This window comes from Labilibaculum sp. DW002 (assembly GCF_029029525.1).
In the GTDB taxonomy this organism is placed as follows: domain Bacteria; phylum Bacteroidota; class Bacteroidia; order Bacteroidales; family Marinifilaceae; genus Paralabilibaculum; species Paralabilibaculum antarcticum.
Window position 1 is genome coordinate 801219 of record NZ_JAKJSC010000001.1, and the last position, 19884, is coordinate 821102.

Annotated in this window: 20 protein-coding genes; 5 read left to right on the forward strand and 15 right to left on the reverse strand. The window is 32.2% G+C overall.

From position 1 onward, the window contains the following. Window positions 1-39: 39 nt before the first annotated feature. Genes L3049_RS03075 through L3049_RS03085 form a run of 3 tightly spaced genes read right to left on the reverse strand, consistent with a single transcriptional unit; the run spans window position 40 to window position 1615 of the window. Window positions 40-570 carry a Spy/CpxP family protein refolding chaperone gene (locus L3049_RS03075; RefSeq protein WP_275108316.1) on the reverse strand — a complete coding sequence of 177 codons (531 nt, stop codon included), beginning with the start codon at window positions 568-570 and terminating at the stop codon, window positions 40-42. Continuing rightward, window positions 563-1000, reverse strand: a complete 438-nt coding sequence (locus tag L3049_RS03080) for a hypothetical protein (RefSeq protein ID WP_275108317.1) — start codon at window positions 998-1000, stop codon at window positions 563-565. The genes L3049_RS03075 and L3049_RS03080 overlap by 8 nt, the downstream gene beginning before the upstream one ends. A gap of 45 nt (window positions 1001-1045) precedes the next feature. Then, entirely contained in the window at window positions 1046-1615 is a 570-nt protein-coding gene (locus L3049_RS03085) for an RNA polymerase sigma factor (RefSeq protein ID WP_275108318.1), read from the reverse strand. Window positions 1616-1885: 270 nt separating this feature from the next. Here L3049_RS03085 and L3049_RS03090 point away from each other — a divergent pair, with 270 nt between their 5' ends. Further along, window positions 1886-2683, forward strand: coding sequence for an alpha/beta hydrolase (locus L3049_RS03090; protein WP_275108319.1), 798 nt, complete (start codon window positions 1886-1888; stop codon window positions 2681-2683). 58 nt (window positions 2684-2741) lie between these two features. Beyond that, window positions 2742-5546, forward strand: coding sequence for an AAA domain-containing protein (locus L3049_RS03095; protein WP_275108320.1), 2805 nt, complete (start codon window positions 2742-2744; stop codon window positions 5544-5546). Window positions 5547-5715: 169 nt separating this feature from the next. Here the strand turns inward: L3049_RS03095 and L3049_RS03100 are convergent, their stop codons facing one another. From L3049_RS03100 to L3049_RS03125, 6 genes are all read right to left on the reverse strand, one after another. Next, window positions 5716-6093: a DUF2200 domain-containing protein gene (locus tag L3049_RS03100; RefSeq protein WP_275108321.1), complete on the reverse strand. Its 378-nt coding sequence runs from the start codon at window positions 6091-6093 to the stop codon at window positions 5716-5718. Between the two features lie 203 nt (window positions 6094-6296). Further along, window positions 6297-7022, reverse strand: a complete 726-nt coding sequence (locus L3049_RS03105; protein WP_275108322.1) for a tRNA-uridine aminocarboxypropyltransferase — start codon at window positions 7020-7022, stop codon at window positions 6297-6299. A gap of 243 nt (window positions 7023-7265) precedes the next feature. Next, window positions 7266-7859: a hypothetical protein gene (locus L3049_RS03110; RefSeq protein WP_275108323.1), complete on the reverse strand. Its 594-nt coding sequence runs from the start codon at window positions 7857-7859 to the stop codon at window positions 7266-7268. A gap of 146 nt (window positions 7860-8005) precedes the next feature. After that, entirely contained in the window at window positions 8006-8581 is a 576-nt protein-coding gene (locus tag L3049_RS03115; RefSeq protein WP_275108324.1) for a hypothetical protein, read from the reverse strand. A 138-nt stretch (window positions 8582-8719) separates the two neighbouring features. Continuing rightward, on the reverse strand, window positions 8720-9301 hold the full coding sequence (locus tag L3049_RS03120) for a hypothetical protein (protein ID WP_275108325.1): 582 nt from the start codon (window positions 9299-9301) through the stop codon (window positions 8720-8722). A gap of 299 nt (window positions 9302-9600) precedes the next feature. Further along, window positions 9601-10080: a nuclear transport factor 2 family protein gene (locus tag L3049_RS03125; protein WP_275108326.1), complete on the reverse strand. Its 480-nt coding sequence runs from the start codon at window positions 10078-10080 to the stop codon at window positions 9601-9603. A gap of 304 nt (window positions 10081-10384) precedes the next feature. Between L3049_RS03125 and L3049_RS03130 the strand changes: the two genes are divergently transcribed. Next, complete coding sequence (locus tag L3049_RS03130; protein ID WP_275108327.1) at window positions 10385-11038, forward strand: hypothetical protein; 654 nt, start codon at window positions 10385-10387, stop codon at window positions 11036-11038. Between the two features lie 29 nt (window positions 11039-11067). On the opposite strand, the gene L3049_RS03135 is transcribed toward L3049_RS03130, so the two are convergent. The 6 genes from L3049_RS03135 to L3049_RS03160 all read right to left on the reverse strand — a co-directional run bounded on the left by L3049_RS03135 (window position 11068) and on the right by L3049_RS03160 (window position 17140). Then, window positions 11068-11961, reverse strand: coding sequence for an SMP-30/gluconolactonase/LRE family protein (locus L3049_RS03135; protein WP_275108328.1), 894 nt, complete (start codon window positions 11959-11961; stop codon window positions 11068-11070). Window positions 11962-12055: 94 nt separating this feature from the next. Next, window positions 12056-12316, reverse strand: coding sequence for a hypothetical protein (locus L3049_RS03140; protein WP_275108329.1), 261 nt, complete (start codon window positions 12314-12316; stop codon window positions 12056-12058). A gap of 93 nt (window positions 12317-12409) precedes the next feature. Beyond that, complete coding sequence (locus L3049_RS03145; protein ID WP_275108330.1) at window positions 12410-12925, reverse strand: PLDc N-terminal domain-containing protein; 516 nt, start codon at window positions 12923-12925, stop codon at window positions 12410-12412. A gap of 96 nt (window positions 12926-13021) precedes the next feature. Then, window positions 13022-13459, reverse strand: a complete 438-nt coding sequence (locus L3049_RS03150; RefSeq protein WP_275108331.1) for a hypothetical protein — start codon at window positions 13457-13459, stop codon at window positions 13022-13024. 407 nt (window positions 13460-13866) lie between these two features. Beyond that, a complete protein-coding gene (locus L3049_RS03155) occupies window positions 13867-14892 on the reverse strand; it encodes a hypothetical protein (RefSeq protein ID WP_275108332.1) in 1026 nt (341 codons plus the stop codon). A gap of 148 nt (window positions 14893-15040) precedes the next feature. Beyond that, a complete protein-coding gene (locus L3049_RS03160; protein WP_275108333.1) occupies window positions 15041-17140 on the reverse strand; it encodes a hypothetical protein in 2100 nt (699 codons plus the stop codon). Window positions 17141-17434: 294 nt separating this feature from the next. On the opposite strand from L3049_RS03160, the gene L3049_RS03165 reads away from it, so the two are divergent. Next, window positions 17435-17671 carry a hypothetical protein gene (locus L3049_RS03165; protein ID WP_275108334.1) on the forward strand — a complete coding sequence of 79 codons (237 nt, stop codon included), beginning with the start codon at window positions 17435-17437 and terminating at the stop codon, window positions 17669-17671. A 282-nt stretch (window positions 17672-17953) separates the two neighbouring features. Beyond that, complete coding sequence (locus L3049_RS03170) at window positions 17954-19714, forward strand: ATP-binding protein (protein WP_275108335.1); 1761 nt, start codon at window positions 17954-17956, stop codon at window positions 19712-19714. The last annotated feature ends 170 nt before the right edge of the window (window positions 19715-19884 follow it).

Genomic DNA, 19884 nt, shown 5'->3' on the forward strand with positions numbered 1-19884 from the left:
CATTACATCACTACCTAACAATTTTATTATTATCTGTTTTTACTGATTTTGATGCCAGGGACCACGTCCTTTACCCCTGCCTTTTCTTTTTCCTTTTGGTATATTTACTTCATCACTTTTTTGCAATAAGCTGCTAAATAAATCGTAGAGTTTAGCTTGCTGATTCTCGTTCAGTTCAGCTTTCATATCCTGATAAAATTGAACGGTTTCCAATTTTAACGCCTCATGTTTTTTACCAATTTGTTCGGCTACACTCCTCAAAGCTATGCTATCGAATTGTTCTTCGCCTAAATATTGTACCATCTCAGATCGTAAATCATTAAGCTCAATCATAATCTCATTGGCATTGCGATTATAACTTCTATTTAAAATTCTAAATGCATTTTTCTGTTCCTCGTTCAAATCCAATTGTTCCTTTAGAAAGCGCGTTCTGTACTCGGTAGGCAATTCAACTTTGCTGGAAACTTGTTTTTCTTGGTAAGTATGATACCAAAATGATCCAATGGTAGAAATATTAGTTGCCAAAAGGATTAAGGCCAACCACATCCATGTTTTATTTTTACTATTCATGATCATCTGTATTTAGAAAAAACAATTCAATGGTTTCATTTTCAATCTCATTAAAGTAAGGATCAACCAAATCGGAGTGTTGAAATTTTTCTGTACCAACTACAAAATTCGATCCCATAAAAACACCCGAACCAATTGCTACAACAAACAAAACCATTATAAGCACAGGTTTTAAAATCCTTGCAAATTCAAATTGAATCTCATTCTTTTCACTCTCTTTTAATCGACTAACAGTTTTAGAAACAAAATAAGGATTCATCTCTATAGACTTCTCCTCTTCTATACTTCCCATTGCCTTTTCTAAAAAAGACAAACTCTCCGAACAAGATTCACATGCAGAAAAATGCTTATCCATTTCTAGCTTCTCTTTTATGGGAAGATCATTCTCCACATAAAAAATCAATTTGCTATTTATTCCTTTGCACTTCATTTGTTCTGTTTTTAGTTTAGACACCTATTGAAATAAAAACTTGCGCTACTTTTTAAGATTTTTGTAATAAATCAATAATTTCTTCTGTAAGTTAGTCTTTGCGCGAAACAAAAGTGACTCTACAGAAGATTTAGAAAGCTGCATTACTTCTCCAATCTCCTTATAACTTAGTTCTTCGTACTTGCTTAATGCAAATGCTATTTTCTGATTTTCGGGCAAAGCCTCCATCGCCGAATGAATGGCTTTTGCATGTTCTTTCTCCTCTAAACTTTTCTGAGGGTTTAAATTACTAGCAGCTAACTCCTCTTTATTGCCCTGGAAAAAATCTTCAATACGAGTAAAAAAATTTCTCTTTTTGCTATCGCGGATAAAGTTTAAGGAACGAGTAATGGTGATTCGGTACAACCAGGTTTTTAAACTAGAATCACTCCTAAACTTAGTAATTGAATAATAAACCTGGATAAATACCTCTTGTGCTACATCCTCAGCATCGGCCTGATTGTGAAGCATACCCATAGCAGTATTCACCACCATTGCCTGATAAGTCTCGACAAGCTGGCGAAAAGCACTTTCCTTTCCGGATTTGAGTTGTTCTATTAGCTCCTTTTCAATCATTCAAATGATTCGATACTGGTTATGTGAATTTAATTGCTTAGACACCCATTCGCAAAAAAACTTGCGCTTTACTCAAAAAAAATCTCTCATCAATCTCAAATAAGTTTATAAACCTAAAAAAACCGTAACTAAACAATAAATGATATGAAGACTGATTGTATTATCCTTCTTTTTGCTATGTTAAATGAAACACATTATCTATATTCACAAACTGATTATTAAAATCACTTACAATATTATTTACGATAAGAATATCTAAGTCCGTTAAACATGAAAAAATTCTTCTTCCGAGGCCTAAAAATCATCAGTCTACTTGTTATCATAGGGCTTGCACTATTCTATTTCAATCAAGAAAAATTGATTTTCCACCCTCATCAATTAGAGAAAGAATATCAATTTACATTTGATAGAAGTTTCGAAGAAATAAACATCAAAACAAAAGATGATAAAATGCTAAATGGTATTTTACTCACAACAGACAATTCAAAAGGCTTGGTCTTTTACCTTCATGGCAATGCCGGATCCTTAAAAAACTGTGGCGATGTTGCGCAAACCTATAGCAAGCTAAACTACGATGTTTTTATGCTCGATTACCGAGGATTCGGAAAAAGCGAAGGGGAAATTTCTAGTCAGCAAGAATTGTTTAGCGATGTTCAACTAGCATATGATCATCTATTAAAACGATACTCAGAAGAACAAATAATTGTACTTGGCTACTCCATTGGAACTGGACCTGCAAGCTATTTGGCAGCCAACAACAATCCAAACCTACTCGTATTGCAAGCGCCTTATTTCAATTTATCAGATATGATGAATCACTACTACCCTTATTTGCCAACGGTACTTTTAAAATACAAATTTCCAAACGATGAATTCATCGCAAAGTGTAAAATGCCTGTCGTTATTTTTCATGGCACAGATGATGAAGTTATTCCCTATGAGTCTTCACAAATGCTTCATGAAATTTGCAAACCAGAAGACCAATTCATCACGCTAAAAGAAGTAGGACATGCCAATATCAACAGTAATCCTCAATTTAATAGCGAACTTGCTCGAATATTGAACTAAGCAGTATCTCTGTTCCACGGATAATTCATATCTAAAAGCCTTCAAAATACAATCTACTATGTCAGATACAATTACTAGACTTATCAGCTATTTTCATGACTGCTATCAGGCAGACAATCGAGAATTAATCATTTATAACTTTTTAGATCAGAAAGTTGAGAACAAAATGTATTTTGAAGGTAAAGAAGATCTTCTTACCGATAACCATCCATTAATCCCAATTGATTCCGTTAAGGCATCAACAATTCTAAAGAAAATTGAACTTTTTCAGAAAGAGAAAGAATTGCTATATGGAACCTTTTTTATTTGTGGTAGCTATACAGACTTTAAAGGGGATGCTAAAACCTTGTGCGCACCGCTCTTCTATTATCCTGCTGAGATAAAGCAAAAAGATGAATTTTTCTATCTGTCAATTAACACGAATGAAAGAAGGTTGAACTATCCTATTGTTCAAATGCTTTCCAAGGATTCCAATGGAGATCTTCTTCAGGATCCTTTGTTCGAAGAATTACCTAAGGACTATATTCGATTTGAGCACATCGAATCAATTGTACGGCTATTTAAAAAATACTTTCCAAATGTTAACATCGATAACATTTACGCTTACCCAGAAAATGCAAGCATAAGCTCAGTAAAAAAGACCATAACAAGATTATCGAAAGAGCAACAAGACGAGCATGTTCTTATGCCAACCAGTATGCTGGGTATTGTAGCAAAATCATCAAATACAAGAGGCGTATTAAACGAACTGAGTGAAATGTCTTCTATGGTTGATCACTCCTTTCCATTGCAAGCATTACTAACCAATGCAGACCAAAAAGAAAATTCTAAAAAATATAAAAAAGGAAACCTCCCTCTGATTTTGAGTGAAGCACAACAAGCAATTCTAAAGTCGAGCTCGATTAATCCACTGACTTTAATTGTTGGACCTCCAGGAACAGGAAAGACTTATACGATTAGCGCTATTGCTCTTGAACACATGAGCAGAGGTGAATCTGTATTAATCGCCTCGCGAACCGACGAAGCTGTTGATGTCATTGTTGAAAAAATAAAAGATCAACTCGGGATTGATAAGGCAGTTGTTAGAACAGGTAAAAAACGTTCCTACTCTACTCCGTTGAACAGATTTTTAAAATCTTTACTGATTCGTGTTCGAAAGCTAAGCTATCTTCTTAAAGAATTTGATTTGCCAAAGATGACATTTGACGAATTAGAATCTAGAATAAAGTCATTATCAGATGAGATCGAATCGAGAGAAAGAACAATTAGAAAATTAGAATCTTCATTTTCAAAGGAAGTGGAGCATGAACTAAAATGGGGAGAACACCTAAGCAATCCAAAATCTAGTGTTTTTAATAAAATAAAAACGCGTTACATCAATATCAGAAATAAAATGCAAGTTCCTATTTGGGAATACAGCAACAAACTTAATCTGAACGATCACAATCAGATGAAGGATGTTCAACTGCTTATGCGCTTACAATATGTTTCCCAAATTATTAAAGTAATGAATGTTAATCGGAAAAACATTCAACGTTTTCATGAAGCTCTTAAAATGTCGAGCGACACAGAAAAACTAGCTAAGTTTTCTGAAATTGATTTTGATGCCGTTTTAAAAGCATTTCCAATTTGGCTAACGAAGCTTTCTGAAGTAAAAGATGCTCTTCCATTTGAAAAGGAATTGTTTGATGTGGTTATTATTGATGAAGCTACGCAATGCGATATTGCCAGTTGCCTTCCATTAATACAAAGAGCAAAGCGTGTTGTTTTCGCAGGCGATCCAAATCAATTAAGACATGTATCTTTCTTGTCAAAAGGCATTCAAGCTATTTTTAGAGGTAAATACAATCTTCAAAAGATCGATAACAGCATCTTGAATTATCGAGACAAAAGCATTCTAGATGTAGTAATGAGTAGCTTACAATCGAATGATCAGGTAGCCATGCTCGACGAACATTTTAGAAGCCTATCACCAATCATTGCTTTTAGTAACGAGCAGTTTTACGATGATCAATTAAAAATTATGACCTCTCGGCCAGATGAGACAGAACAAGGATTATATTTCGTTGACAATAAAGGCACAAGAGATAAAAGTGGCACGAACGAAAAAGAAGGGAATGCCATACTAACAGCCGTTCGTGAATTGGTTGTTAAAGAAAAAGAATTGGATGCAAAAATCTGTTCTAGCTTAGGCATTCTTTCTCCTTTTAGAGCACAAGTTGACTGGCTTGCAAAGCAGTTGTTAGAACAATTTGAGATGGAAGAAATTGAGAAGCACAAAATACGAGTTGGTACTGCTTATAGCTTTCAGGGAGAAGAGCGAGACATTATGCACTTGTCGATGGCTGTAGATGCAGAAAGTCATCATTCTGCAATTAACCACATCAACAAAGAGGATGTTTTTAATGTTGCCATTACACGTGCTCGAAACAAACAATTCATACATCACTCGGTTTCAAAAAAAGAACTTAAAGCAAATACTCTTTTGCGAACCTACTTATCGCAATCTGTTACCATTGAAACAAAACCTGAAACCAAAGAAAGTTCGCATGATGAATACCTGAACGAGGTAAAGGAACTTTTAGAAACGTGGAAGATAAAAACCTATTGGGAAGGCTATTCTATTGCAGGCCTTAAGATTGACTTACTGGTGAAACACAATGGCAAATACTTGGGAATCGATTTGGTTGGTTACCCAGGCGAATACGCCGATATTTTTGGGATAGAACGATATCGCATTCTTAATCGAGCTGGTGTTCATGTATTTCCTCTTCCCTATTCCGATTGGCATTTTGAGAATGAAAAATCGAAGAAGGTTTTGAAGGATTTTTTGTTCGGTGTTAATGCTGTTTCGGCTAATTAATTTTCACAACTTATAATTTATTAGTATTATCTCTGTCTATTGTAAAATGGAATTTATTGTAAGTCTATTCGGTAATGAAACAATCCTACAGAACAAAATACTTCTCGCTGAACACGAGCTACAAGCTCGCGCTATCTGCGGGCAGTTTAGGTTTTGCTAGCAGCAATTTCTACTTTTTTTCTTCACGCAAAATCTTTTCCATTTTTCGACCTCTTGCCAATTCATCAATGAGCTTTTCCATACGTCTGCATTGTTTATACAATTCAAATTCATCCTCTATTTCTTCAATCCGATAACCACAAACGACTCCTTTAATCAAGTGTGCGTTAGGATGTATTTTAGCTTTTTGAAAAAATGTTCTAAAAGTTACTTTCTTTTCAATAAGTACTTGCAAAGCATCTTGATCAAAACCAGTGAACCATTCAATTACCTGGTTGAGTTCTTCTTTTGTTCTACCATTCTTCTCCAGTCTATCCAAATAAAGTGGATAAATGGATGCAAATATCATATTGGCAACCTTTTCATTTTTTTCGGCAGTAACTTTCATCTCTATTTAATTTTGAATTAATTACCCTTAACCTTATACGTATAAACGAAGTAGCGGCTAAAAAAGCCGAAAATTTGAATTAAGCACGGACTATGTAAATATACGAGAAACTTGAATTAAGCACTAATTTCGCTATTTTGCTTATCCTTTTTTAGCCAGTTTTACAATTCTTTATATCTTCCTTATTGATTTTGTAATTACATCTATTCTTGTTTAAAAAAAATACTTCTTTGTGCTCTCTTCTTATACCTGTCCTTAGGAATAATCTCTCTTGTCTTACTTGGACGGTAGCTGTTAATATTTGGATTTAGAATATATTCGACTTGATGCTCAATCATTTTTTCAAAAGGAATAAGGAAGTCCTTCGTCTCGCATTGTTCTACGTCACCTTCCTTAAGTAAATTTAAAACAGTATAGGTTGACTCGATAGTACTAAGACAAAGAGGTTCTGGCTGTTGCTTGATAATAAATTTTGATTTTATTTCATTATCAAAACTCACTCTTTTTAGTTTTTGCAAGTTCTTACTTAGTTTAAGCATTTTACGGGCGCAGGGCCATGTGCCATCCAGAATAAAGATGTGTGGATTATCACCCATAAAAGAATTTATTTCTGAACTTTTTCTTATCGATAAGTTGAAATTATCTTCTCCCGGATAAAGTAAGAAAGAAGAACTATTTTCTTTATTCAGTATTTCATTTACACGTTTATTATTGGTAAAATCGACACCAACTATAATTTCTGAATTTTCAAGTTGAAGATTAGTCATGTGTCCCGTTCCATTTTTTTCTTTTTTGTACTCCTTCGGGTGCATAAGAATAATAAAACGAGTCTTAGTCTGGAAAGGACTAATGTGTTTACAAATACATGTGCTTGAAGGCCTATTGCATTTGTAACATTTAATTCTTGGGTTTTTTATTTCTACTTGCAAGGTGAATATCTTTTTATTTTTCTAATTGGCTATAAGGTTTGAGCTATGGTTTCCTTGTGGAATTGTCCGCGAGAACCAAACGATGGTCTAAAGGTAAGGATTTCCGCTTATGAAATTCCTTCACAATGAATTATAGATATTGGTAAGTCTATTAGGTAATAAAACACACGTCTCTAGTGCTTTCGCAGAACACGAGCTATAATCTCGCGCTAGAGGGAGCCTTTCAATTTTCATTACACGTTTTCAACCTCCTATTTTCATCAACTCATTATACAAATCATCTAAAAATTTTTGTTGCTTTGCATCATCTTTAAAATACCTTTGATAAGAAACACTGCAAGATTCAACATCCAAAATGTTTTGTTTGTTAAAAGACCAATCATCTGTGTTTTTCACAGTTATTCCTAAACTACTATTACAATTTTGCCACAGATTAGAGAATTCAGTTTCTTTGCTTTTATCTAAGCTATCGAAATCAGCATAGACAGTAAAACCTTTCATTTCTGAATTGTAAAACTTTACGATTGAAGTAATTGGTACTCCTCCCCAATCTAATGCTGTACCTTCCGCAAAAGAAAAATCAGAAATATCATTCTCATTGAGTAGTTTTTCTTGCTCATATTTCTCCCAGAAATTTCGTTTTTTATATGTGACTTTCGTTCCTTTTGGCAACAATATGTTTTTAATAGTAATTGGCTTAGTAGTTACAAAATAAGGGCTTTGATCAGGCTTATTAAGAACCCACATCGAAGCAAGTGCCTTTGAATAAAAATAAAAGTATCCAATAACTACAAGTAGTATTATACCAAGTATTATAAATATTATTTTCTTCTCCATTTTTTATTATAATTTTTGCTTTTCAGATAGCAGGCAACAACTTTCTAAGTTTCTCCTCCCCCACGCTACCGCACGAATCCTTTCGTGTGGCTTTTATCTTTTTTCGAAGAACGCGATACAATCGCGCACTAGCGGGGTTTTGTTTTTCATTCAGAGTCATTTTCAGTTTCAATATTTTTATCAATAAAATCCTTATAGTACTCCATTAATTGATTCTCAGAATATAAAATATCTTGTAAATGTAATATAACTACCATTTTACTTTCTTTTGAATTACTAAAGGCATTTGAATAAATAAACTCAGAAAATTTATCTAACTTTTTATCAATAATCTCTGATAAGAAATTCATATTAATAAGTGTTGACATCATTTCAAAATCAATTGAATTTATTTGATTTCTTTTATAAAACTCTAATCCTGAATTGTGTATTGTGGCATATTGCAAACCATTTGATTGCTTGAATAAGTCAACAATTGTACTTGAATCTTCAGTATATTTAATAAGAGTATCTAGTAAATTTGTTTGATCTTCAACAATCCCGTTTAAACTTGAATAGTTCGATTTAATTTCACTATTTATAGTTTCAATCGATGCAATGTGATACTTTCTTGCTTGATCATATTCTTTTAAGTTGCTTAAAAATAATGCGATCAAAACACCAATGGTAACTATTGTAAGTTCTATTAGATAGGTCTTAATTTTTCCTCTCTTTGAATTCATATTTATAGTATTTTTTAACAATCAAAATATTTTACGCTCTTTTATATCTCTATAATTTTTTTTAAAATATCGTACACTAGGTTATTGAATTCTCAGCCTTCTGTTAAATTATACACAACGGTTAGTATAAAATGCATTTTATACAGTGTTAGCACTTGTTTTTCTTCTTTCTTTTATTTTGCTTATTCCAAGCATGAGTAGAGTTATAATCAATGCAATAAAAAAGACTGTTGTTGTCATACTTTTAACCACTGAAAAAACATTTGTGACTTTCGCAGTGAATGGCGAAAAATCAGGAAAATTGTACAACATTGTAAAAATCCCAAAATTTTCTAAATAATCAGCTATTCCAGCTATTAGAGGTAAGAAGCAGAGATAGAAAAAGAAAGAGTCTAGTTTGTTTAGCTTTTTTAAAAAGAACCCAATCAATAGGCAATAGCTAATTCCAAAGAGAAATGGATAAATCATATCGACAGGAAGTTGATTCGTTAAATAAACCTGCCTTCCATTTTCTCCTAATGTCTCGAAAAGCGTGTTTATATATTCTAAATCGTATCCTAATGGCATCATGTCCAATAATTTCAGACCATTTGAAAATGTCATTGTTTTTGGAATTGTAACTGTCAGCATAACTGCATAAACAATATTTGTTAGAAGAAAAAGCAGTAGTACTTTTTTGCCGGTCAGATTCGTAGCTATAATTTTCCTTATTCTCTCCATTTATTTTTAATAAGTGCTAACGGCAGTTTGTCTAAAAACACATTAAACTGCACATTTAAGGTTTAAATATAGCAGTTTTAAGGATACATAAAAATTGCTAAACGTTTAATTTCAAACTGAATTAAGCTTTATATTTGGGCCAATTTCGCCTACTAGCGAATGCTTGTAGCTCTCGCCAGCAGGGTGTCTGAATATTTTTCGCAGATTTTGAATTACTCAGAAAACATTTTACTGTACACTCTTGTTTGCCGTAATTTATTAATTGGACTCAATAGAATTCTACCTCATCCTTTATTCATCTATTTTGCAAGCGACTGATGCGAATAAATCACTTTCCAATTATTATCAATCAACTCGTAAACAAATGACCAGTGAAAATTAGCGGTAATAACTCTTCCATCCTTAAGAGTAGCCTTGGCCACTCCTGAAGCTGTCATAAGAACATTTTTAGGAGATAGAACAGTAATCTTTTTATCTTTAATTGAAATATCTTGATGGCTTATCCCTTGAGCATTTGATTTAAAATCACTAATCAAGGAAGGATAATCTGCATAATACTTTCCATTTGTTATAAATCCAGCCTCATGTTTATCGTCAACTCCTGAACTCAATCCATTAAAATTAAGTTCCTCAGCAGAAACTAGCATCTTTTGAAAAACAGAATCTACTTCATTTTTTATAAATTCCTTTTGAACTTTAAAAACATTTTGACCTTTAGATTGTGCTACAAATCCTAATAATAAAAACAAAAAAATCGAAACAAGCTTTAGTTTTTTCATCAGTACAGGCTTTTTTAAAATTAAACTTCCTATCAAATATAAATTATTTAATTATAAATCATCCAATTGCAAGTTCTCTGCTATTAAAAGGCCCTGTATTTATAGTATTCCTTATAAAATCAAACTGAATACTAACAAACACATTGAAAAATTGAATAGCTTTGAAACCTCAATATCGATCAGCTTTTTTAATTCAATAGTTTAATCAAACCAATCTTTTAAGCGTTTCCTTATTACGAGTAAATTTCCCATTCAGCAAACGGATATCTTACCATAATAGCCATTACAAAACACAACTTATATTATGAAATACCTATTTTTTCTTATTATCCCTATCCTATCGCTTTATTCGTGCAACAAAGCTAAAATAGAATCTGTTAATGGTGTGTTTACTGATGAGTTTAAATACAAATGGAATTCTCCCTGGATGGATAAATCTAACGAATATTTAAAATATGAACCCTTTGGATCCAGATCAGGTTTAAAAATCAGAAATATCTCTGACTATCATACTGGCCTAAACTATTATGATTTTCCCGTGAAAATGATGGATGATTTTGAGATGAATCTAAAGTTTATCATGTTTGGAGAAAATACATTCACCCTTTTTATTGGATATAAAGACCCTCAACACCGTGAATCGTTTTCATTTTCGAAACGAAAAAAGGAATTTCGATATACCCGATTCCGGGGCAAAGGAAATCCACTAAGATTACGATCCAGTTGTGAAGTAAATAAAGGGACTTTTAAGTTTAAAAAAGGTTTAAATAAAATAAAACTCATAAAAAAGAACAACGAGGTATTTGTCTATCACAATAATACCTTGCTTATGCATGAAAAAAACCTGCCAAGCTTTTGCAATAGTTTCGGTTTCGGATTAGGACCTAAAACAAGTGTATACTTAAGAAAAATAGAAATTATCGAGACTAATTTTAAGCATCAACAAGCTACTAATTAAATAACTAACACAAACTCGCAAGCCATTTATTAATCCACCCCTTTCGTATCTAATTTAACTCTATAAATTGATGTACGTGCAGTTATAAAAAGTTGATTTCTATTTTTTCCCCCGAAACAAAGGTTAGATGGTTTTTCTGGAACTGAAATAGATTCTAATAATTCACCCGAAGGAGAAAAAATATCTACAGCTTGTTTTCCGCTAGTGGTTAAATAAACATTTCCCTCTTTGTCGATGGTCATTCCATCGCAAGCAAATTCAACAAAAAGTGCTTTATTTGCTAATAATCCATCTTTTTTAATATCATACTTATATGTTTTACCTGCTTTAGCATCCGTTACATATAGGATTTTTCCATTAGGAGTTCCAAGCACACCATTGGGTTTTACCAGATCATCGCATACCCGAATAACCGATTTACGATCTGGACGGATATAATAAACATGCATTCCATCTTGAGAAAGTTCGTTCTCCCCACCACCATATTTAGGATCGGTGAAATAGATACCACCTTTTCCATCGGGCCATAAATCGTTGGGCTGATTAAACCTTTTACCTTCGTACGCTGTGGCTAATGGTAAATAAACTCCTTCAGGACTTGTTGAAGTAATCTGTCCCTTTTCTCCTTCACAAACCAATAAGTTTTCGTCTTTATCAAAATATAAGCCATTTGCACGACCACTGTTTATCCGAAAAGTATCTAGTTTATTATCTAATGTCCAAATTAAAATTAAATGTGCACGAAGATCAGTAAAGTATACATTTCCCTTAGCATCAACCGCTGGTCCTTCGGTAAATATAAAATCTCCAGCTAATTTCTCTATTTCACTACTTACTAAGCTTTTAAACTCACTCTTTTTACTTTGACTACTTGCACAAGAGACTAATGCAAAAACAATTAGCAATGCTAAAATATTCTTCATGATTAAAAGGTATTAGTTAATAATTCTGAAAATATTAAAGTATAAGTTATATCTATTTCACTAGTCCTTAAAAAATATTTTGCACAACCTTTTCTTATTTTAAGTTTCTAGATTCAAGCTCTGTCTGCAATTCATTTTCTAATATTTTATTATTCGTCGAATTTCTTACGATTACATATGCTAATAGTAATGGAAAGAATGTAAAAAACTCAAAGCCATTTTTCACTGCACCATAAATAGCAATTCCAATAGTAACCCCAACAATTGTAGCATCAATTATTTTGTTGGTTTTTATTTTCTTTATTTTCTGCAAAATTTCTTTATCGGTTAATTCTGCCAAGTTATTCGATTTCATATAATTGTTTTATTAGAGCGAGACAAATTGATTTGCTGGTGTTTTCTAATTGTACAGAATTATGAACTTGTCAACGCTTATGATGATTTAGCATTAGTTAGCGATAGTTTTAATTTGTTTCCTTCCTAGTATTAAGAATAATAAAACTCCCATTACCGGTGCAAATATGATTGTAATTACCCATGCAATTTTATCCTGTGGATTTTTAAATTCATTCTTCATCGTTAGGTAAAGACATATCATTCCACCAATAAAATATAGAATAATTCCTCCCAAGAGTAGTATAGGATATGCATAAAAGAATAGACTATTCGATCCTGACATATGACTAGTATATGTTATGATCACATTATTCTTATTAGCAATATTTATAATTGTACTTGCAAATACATTAAAACTTCCTATTTGCATTTTTCGCTTAGGCTTATTGACTTCCTCTTTAAAAACTATTAGAGCCTCTTTCCTATCCACTACATCAATCTGCTTTACTTGATCCGTTTCTATTAAATTTATTAGTTCCTGTTTTTGAATTGTTTCGATTGTTTTATTACATGAGCTGATAAATCCAGCAAAAATAATTGATACAAAAATTAAAATTTTAGTCTTCATATTTATTTCGTATTGTTGTGAATGGGCTTGCTATGAAGCGTAGTCTTGTGTTGCGCTCGGCAAGGCTATGATTTATAAACATTGTTGGCTAACTTATTATAGGTAATTGAAGAATAGTTCAACAAACACGCCCAATACAACACTTAATATAGCAGCTATATAAGATAAACGTTTTAATTTAAATGTGTTTGCAAATGCTAACCATAGACATAAGAGAGCACAAGTCGATAAAAATATTGTTCCGTATAAGGGTACTATGCTGTTGAAAAGCCCTAATTGATTAAAAAGAGGATCTAGCAAAGCAGTAAATCCAAAAAAAGCTAAAGTGAAATTCGTTTTTTTATGACCTATAAAAAGGTAATAACTTGCAATTAATAGCTCAACACTTATTACTAAAGGACCAAATTGGTTATAGTATTCTCTTTTAAAATAAGCTTCGAATCCTTGCGGAAATTCGATCTTTATTATAAATGCAACACTTAAAGCAAGTCCAATAATCAAAAGTAATAATGAAATAATTTTTCTTTTATTCATAAGGCGTTTCTAATTGTTTGTTCCGACAGTTTGTCTAAATACTCATCAAACTGCTCAATTAAGTTTTAAATATAGCTGTTTTAAGGATACATAAAAATTGCTAAACGTTTAATTTCAAACTGAATTAAGCTTCATATTTGGGCCAATTTCGCCTACTAGCGCATGCTTGTCGCTAGTGATAGCCTGGGTAACAATAACCAATCAGGGAATTGTTCTGTTTTCTTCTTTAAACAGACAATTTGGTCTATTTAGCTCCATTTTAAGCCTGCAATAATTTAAGATTGAGAAAAATAAAGCTGAAACAAGAAGCTCTAAAATCTTGTTAATTCACATGATTTTAGAGCTTTTAATGTATTTTTGAGAAGAATTACTTGCTTGTGCAACGGTTATTTTTGTTAGGCACTGTTTTAATTATTCCAACTTTGCCACAATCCCATTTTAAGAAGAATCATTTGACGAGCTAATGATTGAACATTAAAAATATCATAGGGACTAATATGTTGAGTCAATTCGTTAAACTTATGTGCTGCAATAAAATTCCTCAAGTAACTGGCATTATGTATTGCTTCTGGTAAGGTTAAAGTCTTATCTCTGACATCTTCTCCATAAATCACCCATTGAGAGTCAAATCCAAAGAATGGTTTCATTTCTTTCTCAATACATGTAGGCATTCCTCTGTAAACCCAGTCAAATGTCACATCCGTAGCGATACCAGAATCAACAAGTCTTTTGTTAATATTAGATAGAACTTTAGGATTCCATTCTCCAGTTTCATTATTTGTAAATCGTTTGTTCTTGGAACTTGAACGAATTTCCAATCCTAATTCTTCAATTACTGAGAATGCGGATGTTATTGCAAAAGCTGCTGTTGTATGATAATTATGCTTGACGTCATAATGATCAAAGATTTGTCCAAACCTGGGATTTACTGAACCAGGAGAACAAGAATTTAACTCTAAACTAACCCTATACTTCTCTATCGAATAAATAACAACTTTGTTGTTGTACGCTAAATTTGCTACTAAACAACCAAAACCAATATTCTCACAATACTTGAAATACTTACGAGTATGCTTATCTGAATAGTATTTATCATTCTCTTTTCTATACTCTTCAATAAGTCCAATCTTCCCAGTTAAACTAATGTCAGGATATGCTAATAATGTTCCACCCTTGATAATTGACAAAATATCTTCTGCTCTTTCTTCTGATTCACATTCAATTATTAGTTCATTCTGTGGTATTTGATTTTTATTTACAGATTTTGCATCCTGTCCGAATTTATGATGAGAATATGATGAACCATCAATCGATTCCCAATAACATGTAGTTGGTTCTGGAAGTAAGATTAGTTTAAAATTATCAACTGATAATTTATTTATCTTTCTAGAATCACTATGGTTGACAATTATATGTGTTCTGTATCTCTTCATTAAAAAAAATGGTGGCTAACGGTTCGTGTATGTGGCATTGGGCATTTCAAACCACATCACTTCCAAGCTGCTAATATGTTTATTAAATATTCACTTGTTTCAATTTGTTACTATCTGCCCAATGACATGTGACACATTGTTATAGCCTTTAATTCTTTATCGTTTCAATATATTTTGCACACTCTTCGATAATAAACGATGGTACTAAATCATATTCATTAGGATCTAGTTGACAGATAAATTCATTTTCAATATGATATGATTCATTTATGAATTTTCTTAAAACACTAGAAATTTCATTGGTTTGATTATCAAAGATTAACCTGAATATATTCATTTTCTCATAGTTATTTTGAGCTGATTCAAAAAGAACTATTAAATTTCCTGTGTCGGATAATAATGATAATGTATTTGGATAATCAAAGTCTGGTATATTGATTTTTATTTCAGCAATCCCACTTTCATAAGCTGATTCTTCTAATTTGTCATTACCAATTTCTTTGCGTGTATCTTTCAACTCAGAAATTTCTCTTTTATGAAATAGGTTCGAGAGTACTTCATATTCATCTCCTAAATCATCAAGGATTTCATAGTGGCGTCTCAAATATATTAGCTTAATTATATTTTCTGCTTCAGACGCAATTGCTTTTTTACAGATTTGAGTGAAAGTTAATAGACTCTGCCTCTTTATATCTTTTTCATGAAGTGAACCTGCTGTTGTTGTAATAAATTTTGCATCAACAATATTTGAGAATTCTTTTAAAACCTTAACCGAATCAATTATTGGATCCAAATCGTGAGTTAGCATTATCACATTTTTGCTTTTAAGGCATTCTGAACTATCACCTCTAAACAACATGTGCATTATAGCATACTTCTTACTTTTATCAAAAGATGAAATAGGATCATCAAGTATTATTAAATCAGATTTTTTTGAAAGAGCTTCATACATAAACAAGACAAGAGCAAATGCATTTTTTTCACCAAAGCTTAGATGCTGTGAGCCTCCGTGTACGGCTGTATCTGAATCATTATGTTTTAATAAAAGTTTATAATTGCTTGCATCATCATCTGACAGAATAACTTTATATTTATATCCTGCATTTTCTAGATAAGAATTAATTTTAATTTGGTGTTTTTCAATTAACTTTTTGACTAAATTTTGTTGTTGAATAATCTGTCCCTTTAAAAGACCAACTTTATCTAATACTGTATTGAGTGATGAATTTAAAGTATCGACTATAGATTCTGTCATATCGGATTTGAATCGGTCATATAATTCAATATTTATTATAAAACCTTTTAGCTTTTCTTCAATATCATCTCCTTCTTTAAAACTTAAAAAAGATATGTTTTTAAGAGTTTTAAGCTTTTGAAGTAAATTGTCAATTTGGTTCTTAACTTCAACTATATAATCTTCTTCCTCTTTCTCCAGACTCGATTGCTTCTCTGTAATTTGTGTTAATGTCTCTTTTGCACTTTGTGAGAAATAATTACCAAGATTTTCTATGGCATCTAAAATAATATTAAAGTTTTTAATGACTGCCTTATTGTAAACTTGAGAAACAGTTTTAATTGTTTCTTTCTTGTCTATAGTAGGCGACGTGCAATAGGGGCAATCATCAGATATGTCGAGATATTCTTCACCTTTAATTTGCCAATCTAACCATTTAACACAGTTTTTATCCTTTATTAGTTTGGAATAGCCTTTCAAATTATCTGGAACGTGTTGAATTTGGTTTCCATCAATTAATCCCTTGAAAAGTGAAGATGATTTTGAAAGTCCCGTTTTTGTAGTTTTGAAGCTATCAGATAAACTTTGAAAATCATTGATAATCTGCTCTAATGCATGATTGTCTAAAAAAACTTTTTTAATTTCACTAAGCAATATATTGATTTGCTCAGTAAACATTTGATATTCGGGCGTTTTTATGAAGATTTCATAACTATTAGAAATTAGTTCATCTTCTTTATATAAGAATTGATCTAAATATTCTTCATTGAAAATTGATACACTTTTTATACTGTCAGGAATTTCAACTTCAGGTTTCAAAGTAGTATCTGTCCCAACTAACTTAAAAGGCATTAATGAATTTAAGCCATCTGATTCTTCAATACTATATTTAATTGCTTTAGTAATAGTACTTTTTCCCGTACCATTGATACCAAACTTTATATTCAATTTTCCTGGCGTTATATTAATAGTACCATTATCAATATTATTGCAATTTCTTATAATAACTTCCATCTTAAGTATCGAATTTCAGTTTTTATTGGTTATAACGTATGTGTATATCGCATTAGTGCGCTTTACAACACCAAATAAGGTGGCTAAGTTGCACTAATGCATTTTCTGCTCTCGAATTTACGAAACAATATGTGGCTCACAAAAGAATTATCTTGTTAATTTAACAGGGTGTTATTAGGCGAGTAAATAAGGATACAATATTTCCGTTACATGCAAATAGGCTTCCGTAACAGAGCTACACCTTTCCGTAACACATCTTTTCCCTTCCGTAACATCATTTAAGCTTTCCGTTACATGATAATAGACTTCCGTAACCCGGCTATACCTTTCCGTTACAAGGACAAGGCCTTCCGTAACACTATAAATCGCTTCCGTAACAATAAGGACACTCTATCTATTGTTACGGAAGAACTGAGATTGTGTACGGATACACAACTTGCTGTTACGGGTGAGATGAAATTCCGTACGGAATACTATGCTAATGTTACAAAACAAGTAGCTAAGCGAACAGATGAACAAATATTCGTATAGGAAAGCTTAGACTCGCGTGCAAAATTCGGTATAATGGAAAGAACGAAAACCAGATCATATTTTATTGTAGAACGAATCTGCAATATGAACCCACAGAAGGATGTCTTTATATTTTTAACTACATCTCGCCTAAGCATAAAGTTGAAAGCCATGCAATTTTTCAAACACAAATTTAAAATCCCCGTATTATCAATTCTAAACTCAATCCTTTTCTATCAATTAATAATTTAGTAGCTTTAATTAACTATCAATCAACAACTATTCATTACACACCTATAGAGAATGAATCGCATCACAACTAAAAAGAACAATAATAATTTGAATTCATCATCCATTCGGAATGTATTTAAATACATTTCTCCGTTGGTTTTTATATTATCATTCCTGCTAATTTTCTCTATTATACTTCATACCACTTATCAAAATTCTAAAGAAGAACAGTCTAACGATATCAGTTTATTAACGGAACGAATTAGCAAAGGAATTGAGATTAAACTAAAAGGAAACCTTGACTATTTAAACCTGCTTGCCAAGGAAAGGTCGGCTGGAGATTTATCTGAAAATGATTTTATTGCCAGAACAAGTAGTTTTTTAAAAGATCATCCTGAATTTATAAACATTACCTGGATCGACTCCAGTTTTGTTATAAGAACAGTTTGCCCCTTAGAAGGCAATGCTCATATTATAGGATTACCCATAGAACTGGCAGAGCCAAAATACGCTTCGCGAAAAGCCAGAAAAACAAAACGAAGCATTTACACGCAACCATTTGAAGCAATTCAATCAGCAAATTCTTTCGAAGTTTGGATTCCCATTTTCAACGAATCTGAATTTATCGGTTTATTTGCAGGCGTTTATTCATGTGATAATCTTCTTCTCAATTCCATTCCTAAGCAATCTTTTATCAATACGCATGTGCAATTACTGGATAAGAATACCACAATTATCTCAGAGTTTCCAAAGCACAAAATTGAAAAAGATCATATTTCCATAGTGACACCACTTCCCTTTTTAGATAACGGAATGAAAATTCGCATTCTAATGGAAAATGTTCAGCCTTATAGTTGGACAATGATTATTCTTTCTGTTTTATCTCTAATCCTTGTTCTTGGCTTTGCATATAGCCTTTGGAAAGTGAATATGGAGAGTGAAATGCGGAAACAAATAGAAATCTCATTAACGAAAAATGAAAGAATTTTAAAACAGCGAAACCAAAAATATTACGACTTAAATGAAAAGTTGATAAAGTCCAGTCAAGAATTAAAAAAAACGAATAAAAATCTTCAAAAAGAAAAGGATCGAGCGGAAGAAAGCGATCGTCTTAAAACTGCTTTTTTACAAAATATGAGTCATGAAATTAGAACTCCAATGAATGCCATAATCGGTTTTTCAGATCTCTTGAGTGATAATTTTGACAACAAAGCAAAATTGGAACGTTTTACCAAAATTATTAATCAACGTTGCGATGACCTTTTGCATATCATTAATGACCTGCTAGATATAGCCAAACTTGAATCAGGACAACTGCCTATCAACATCAATGCATACCCTTTAAACAGTCTTTGTGATGATCTTAACAATCTATTCGAAGATTTTGAAACACGAAATAAAAATAAAAACCTATCATTTCAATTTGAAATTCTTTCAGACCTATCACAACTTACTATTTTAACAGATCAGGCAAAACTGAAACAAATATTCGTTAATCTTCTTAGCAATGCTTGTAAATTTACGGACTCTGGGAAGATTAGAGGCACAATAAAAGTTGATAAAGGGAAAAATATAATTTTCCAAATAACTGACACAGGTATTGGTATTCCAGAGGATAAGCAAGTGGCAATTTTCGATCGTTTTGTCCAAATAGAACATCCTTCCAATAAAAACATTGGCGGAACAGGAATAGGACTTTCAATCGTAAAAGGACTCGTTGAACTTTTAGGAGGTGAAATTCATTTGGAATCCGAATTGGGAAAAGGCAGTACTTTTTCATTTTCCATTCCTGAGGTTTGCTTGCAAAATGTTAATACCGTAATAGAAAGTTAAAATAGATCTTACACTTGTAAGTATCTACAAAAAAAGACGCGAATCACATCGCGTCTTTTTCGTTTATATTTTTTATTGCCTTTTTTTACCCCATCCCGATAGCTATCGGGACCCTAAAGGGAATTGTTGGAGTATTTTGTTTATGGCTTACTGCTAACTGATCACTGTTT

Bases quoted from the DNA above. Each gene is read 5' to 3' on its own strand.
- L3049_RS03075 (WP_275108316.1), bottom strand. From the start codon at position 570: ATGAATAGTAAAAATAAAACATGGATGTGGTTGGCCTTAATCCTTTTG.
- L3049_RS03080 (WP_275108317.1), bottom strand. From the start codon at position 1,000: ATGAAGTGCAAAGGAATAAATAGCAAATTGATTTTTTATGTGGAGAAT.
- L3049_RS03085 (WP_275108318.1), bottom strand. From the start codon at position 1,615: ATGATTGAAAAGGAGCTAATAGAACAACTCAAATCCGGAAAGGAAAGT.
- L3049_RS03090 (WP_275108319.1), top strand. From the start codon at position 1,886: ATGAAAAAATTCTTCTTCCGAGGCCTAAAAATCATCAGTCTACTTGTT.
- L3049_RS03095 (WP_275108320.1), top strand. From the start codon at position 2,742: ATGTCAGATACAATTACTAGACTTATCAGCTATTTTCATGACTGCTAT.
- L3049_RS03100 (WP_275108321.1), bottom strand. From the start codon at position 6,093: ATGAAAGTTACTGCCGAAAAAAATGAAAAGGTTGCCAATATGATATTT.
- L3049_RS03110 (WP_275108323.1), bottom strand. From the start codon at position 7,859: ATGGAGAAGAAAATAATATTTATAATACTTGGTATAATACTACTTGTA.
- L3049_RS03115 (WP_275108324.1), bottom strand. From the start codon at position 8,581: ATGAATTCAAAGAGAGGAAAAATTAAGACCTATCTAATAGAACTTACA.
- L3049_RS03120 (WP_275108325.1), bottom strand. From the start codon at position 9,301: ATGGAGAGAATAAGGAAAATTATAGCTACGAATCTGACCGGCAAAAAA.
- L3049_RS03125 (WP_275108326.1), bottom strand. From the start codon at position 10,080: ATGAAAAAACTAAAGCTTGTTTCGATTTTTTTGTTTTTATTATTAGGA.
- L3049_RS03130 (WP_275108327.1), top strand. From the start codon at position 10,385: ATGAAATACCTATTTTTTCTTATTATCCCTATCCTATCGCTTTATTCG.
- L3049_RS03135 (WP_275108328.1), bottom strand. From the start codon at position 11,961: ATGAAGAATATTTTAGCATTGCTAATTGTTTTTGCATTAGTCTCTTGT.
- L3049_RS03140 (WP_275108329.1), bottom strand. From the start codon at position 12,316: ATGAAATCGAATAACTTGGCAGAATTAACCGATAAAGAAATTTTGCAG.
- L3049_RS03145 (WP_275108330.1), bottom strand. From the start codon at position 12,925: ATGAAGACTAAAATTTTAATTTTTGTATCAATTATTTTTGCTGGATTT.
- L3049_RS03150 (WP_275108331.1), bottom strand. From the start codon at position 13,459: ATGAATAAAAGAAAAATTATTTCATTATTACTTTTGATTATTGGACTT.
- L3049_RS03155 (WP_275108332.1), bottom strand. From the start codon at position 14,892: ATGAAGAGATACAGAACACATATAATTGTCAACCATAGTGATTCTAGA.
- L3049_RS03160 (WP_275108333.1), bottom strand. From the start codon at position 17,140: ATGGAAGTTATTATAAGAAATTGCAATAATATTGATAATGGTACTATT.
- L3049_RS03165 (WP_275108334.1), top strand. From the start codon at position 17,435: ATGATAATAGACTTCCGTAACCCGGCTATACCTTTCCGTTACAAGGAC.
- L3049_RS03170 (WP_275108335.1), top strand. From the start codon at position 17,954: ATGAATCGCATCACAACTAAAAAGAACAATAATAATTTGAATTCATCA.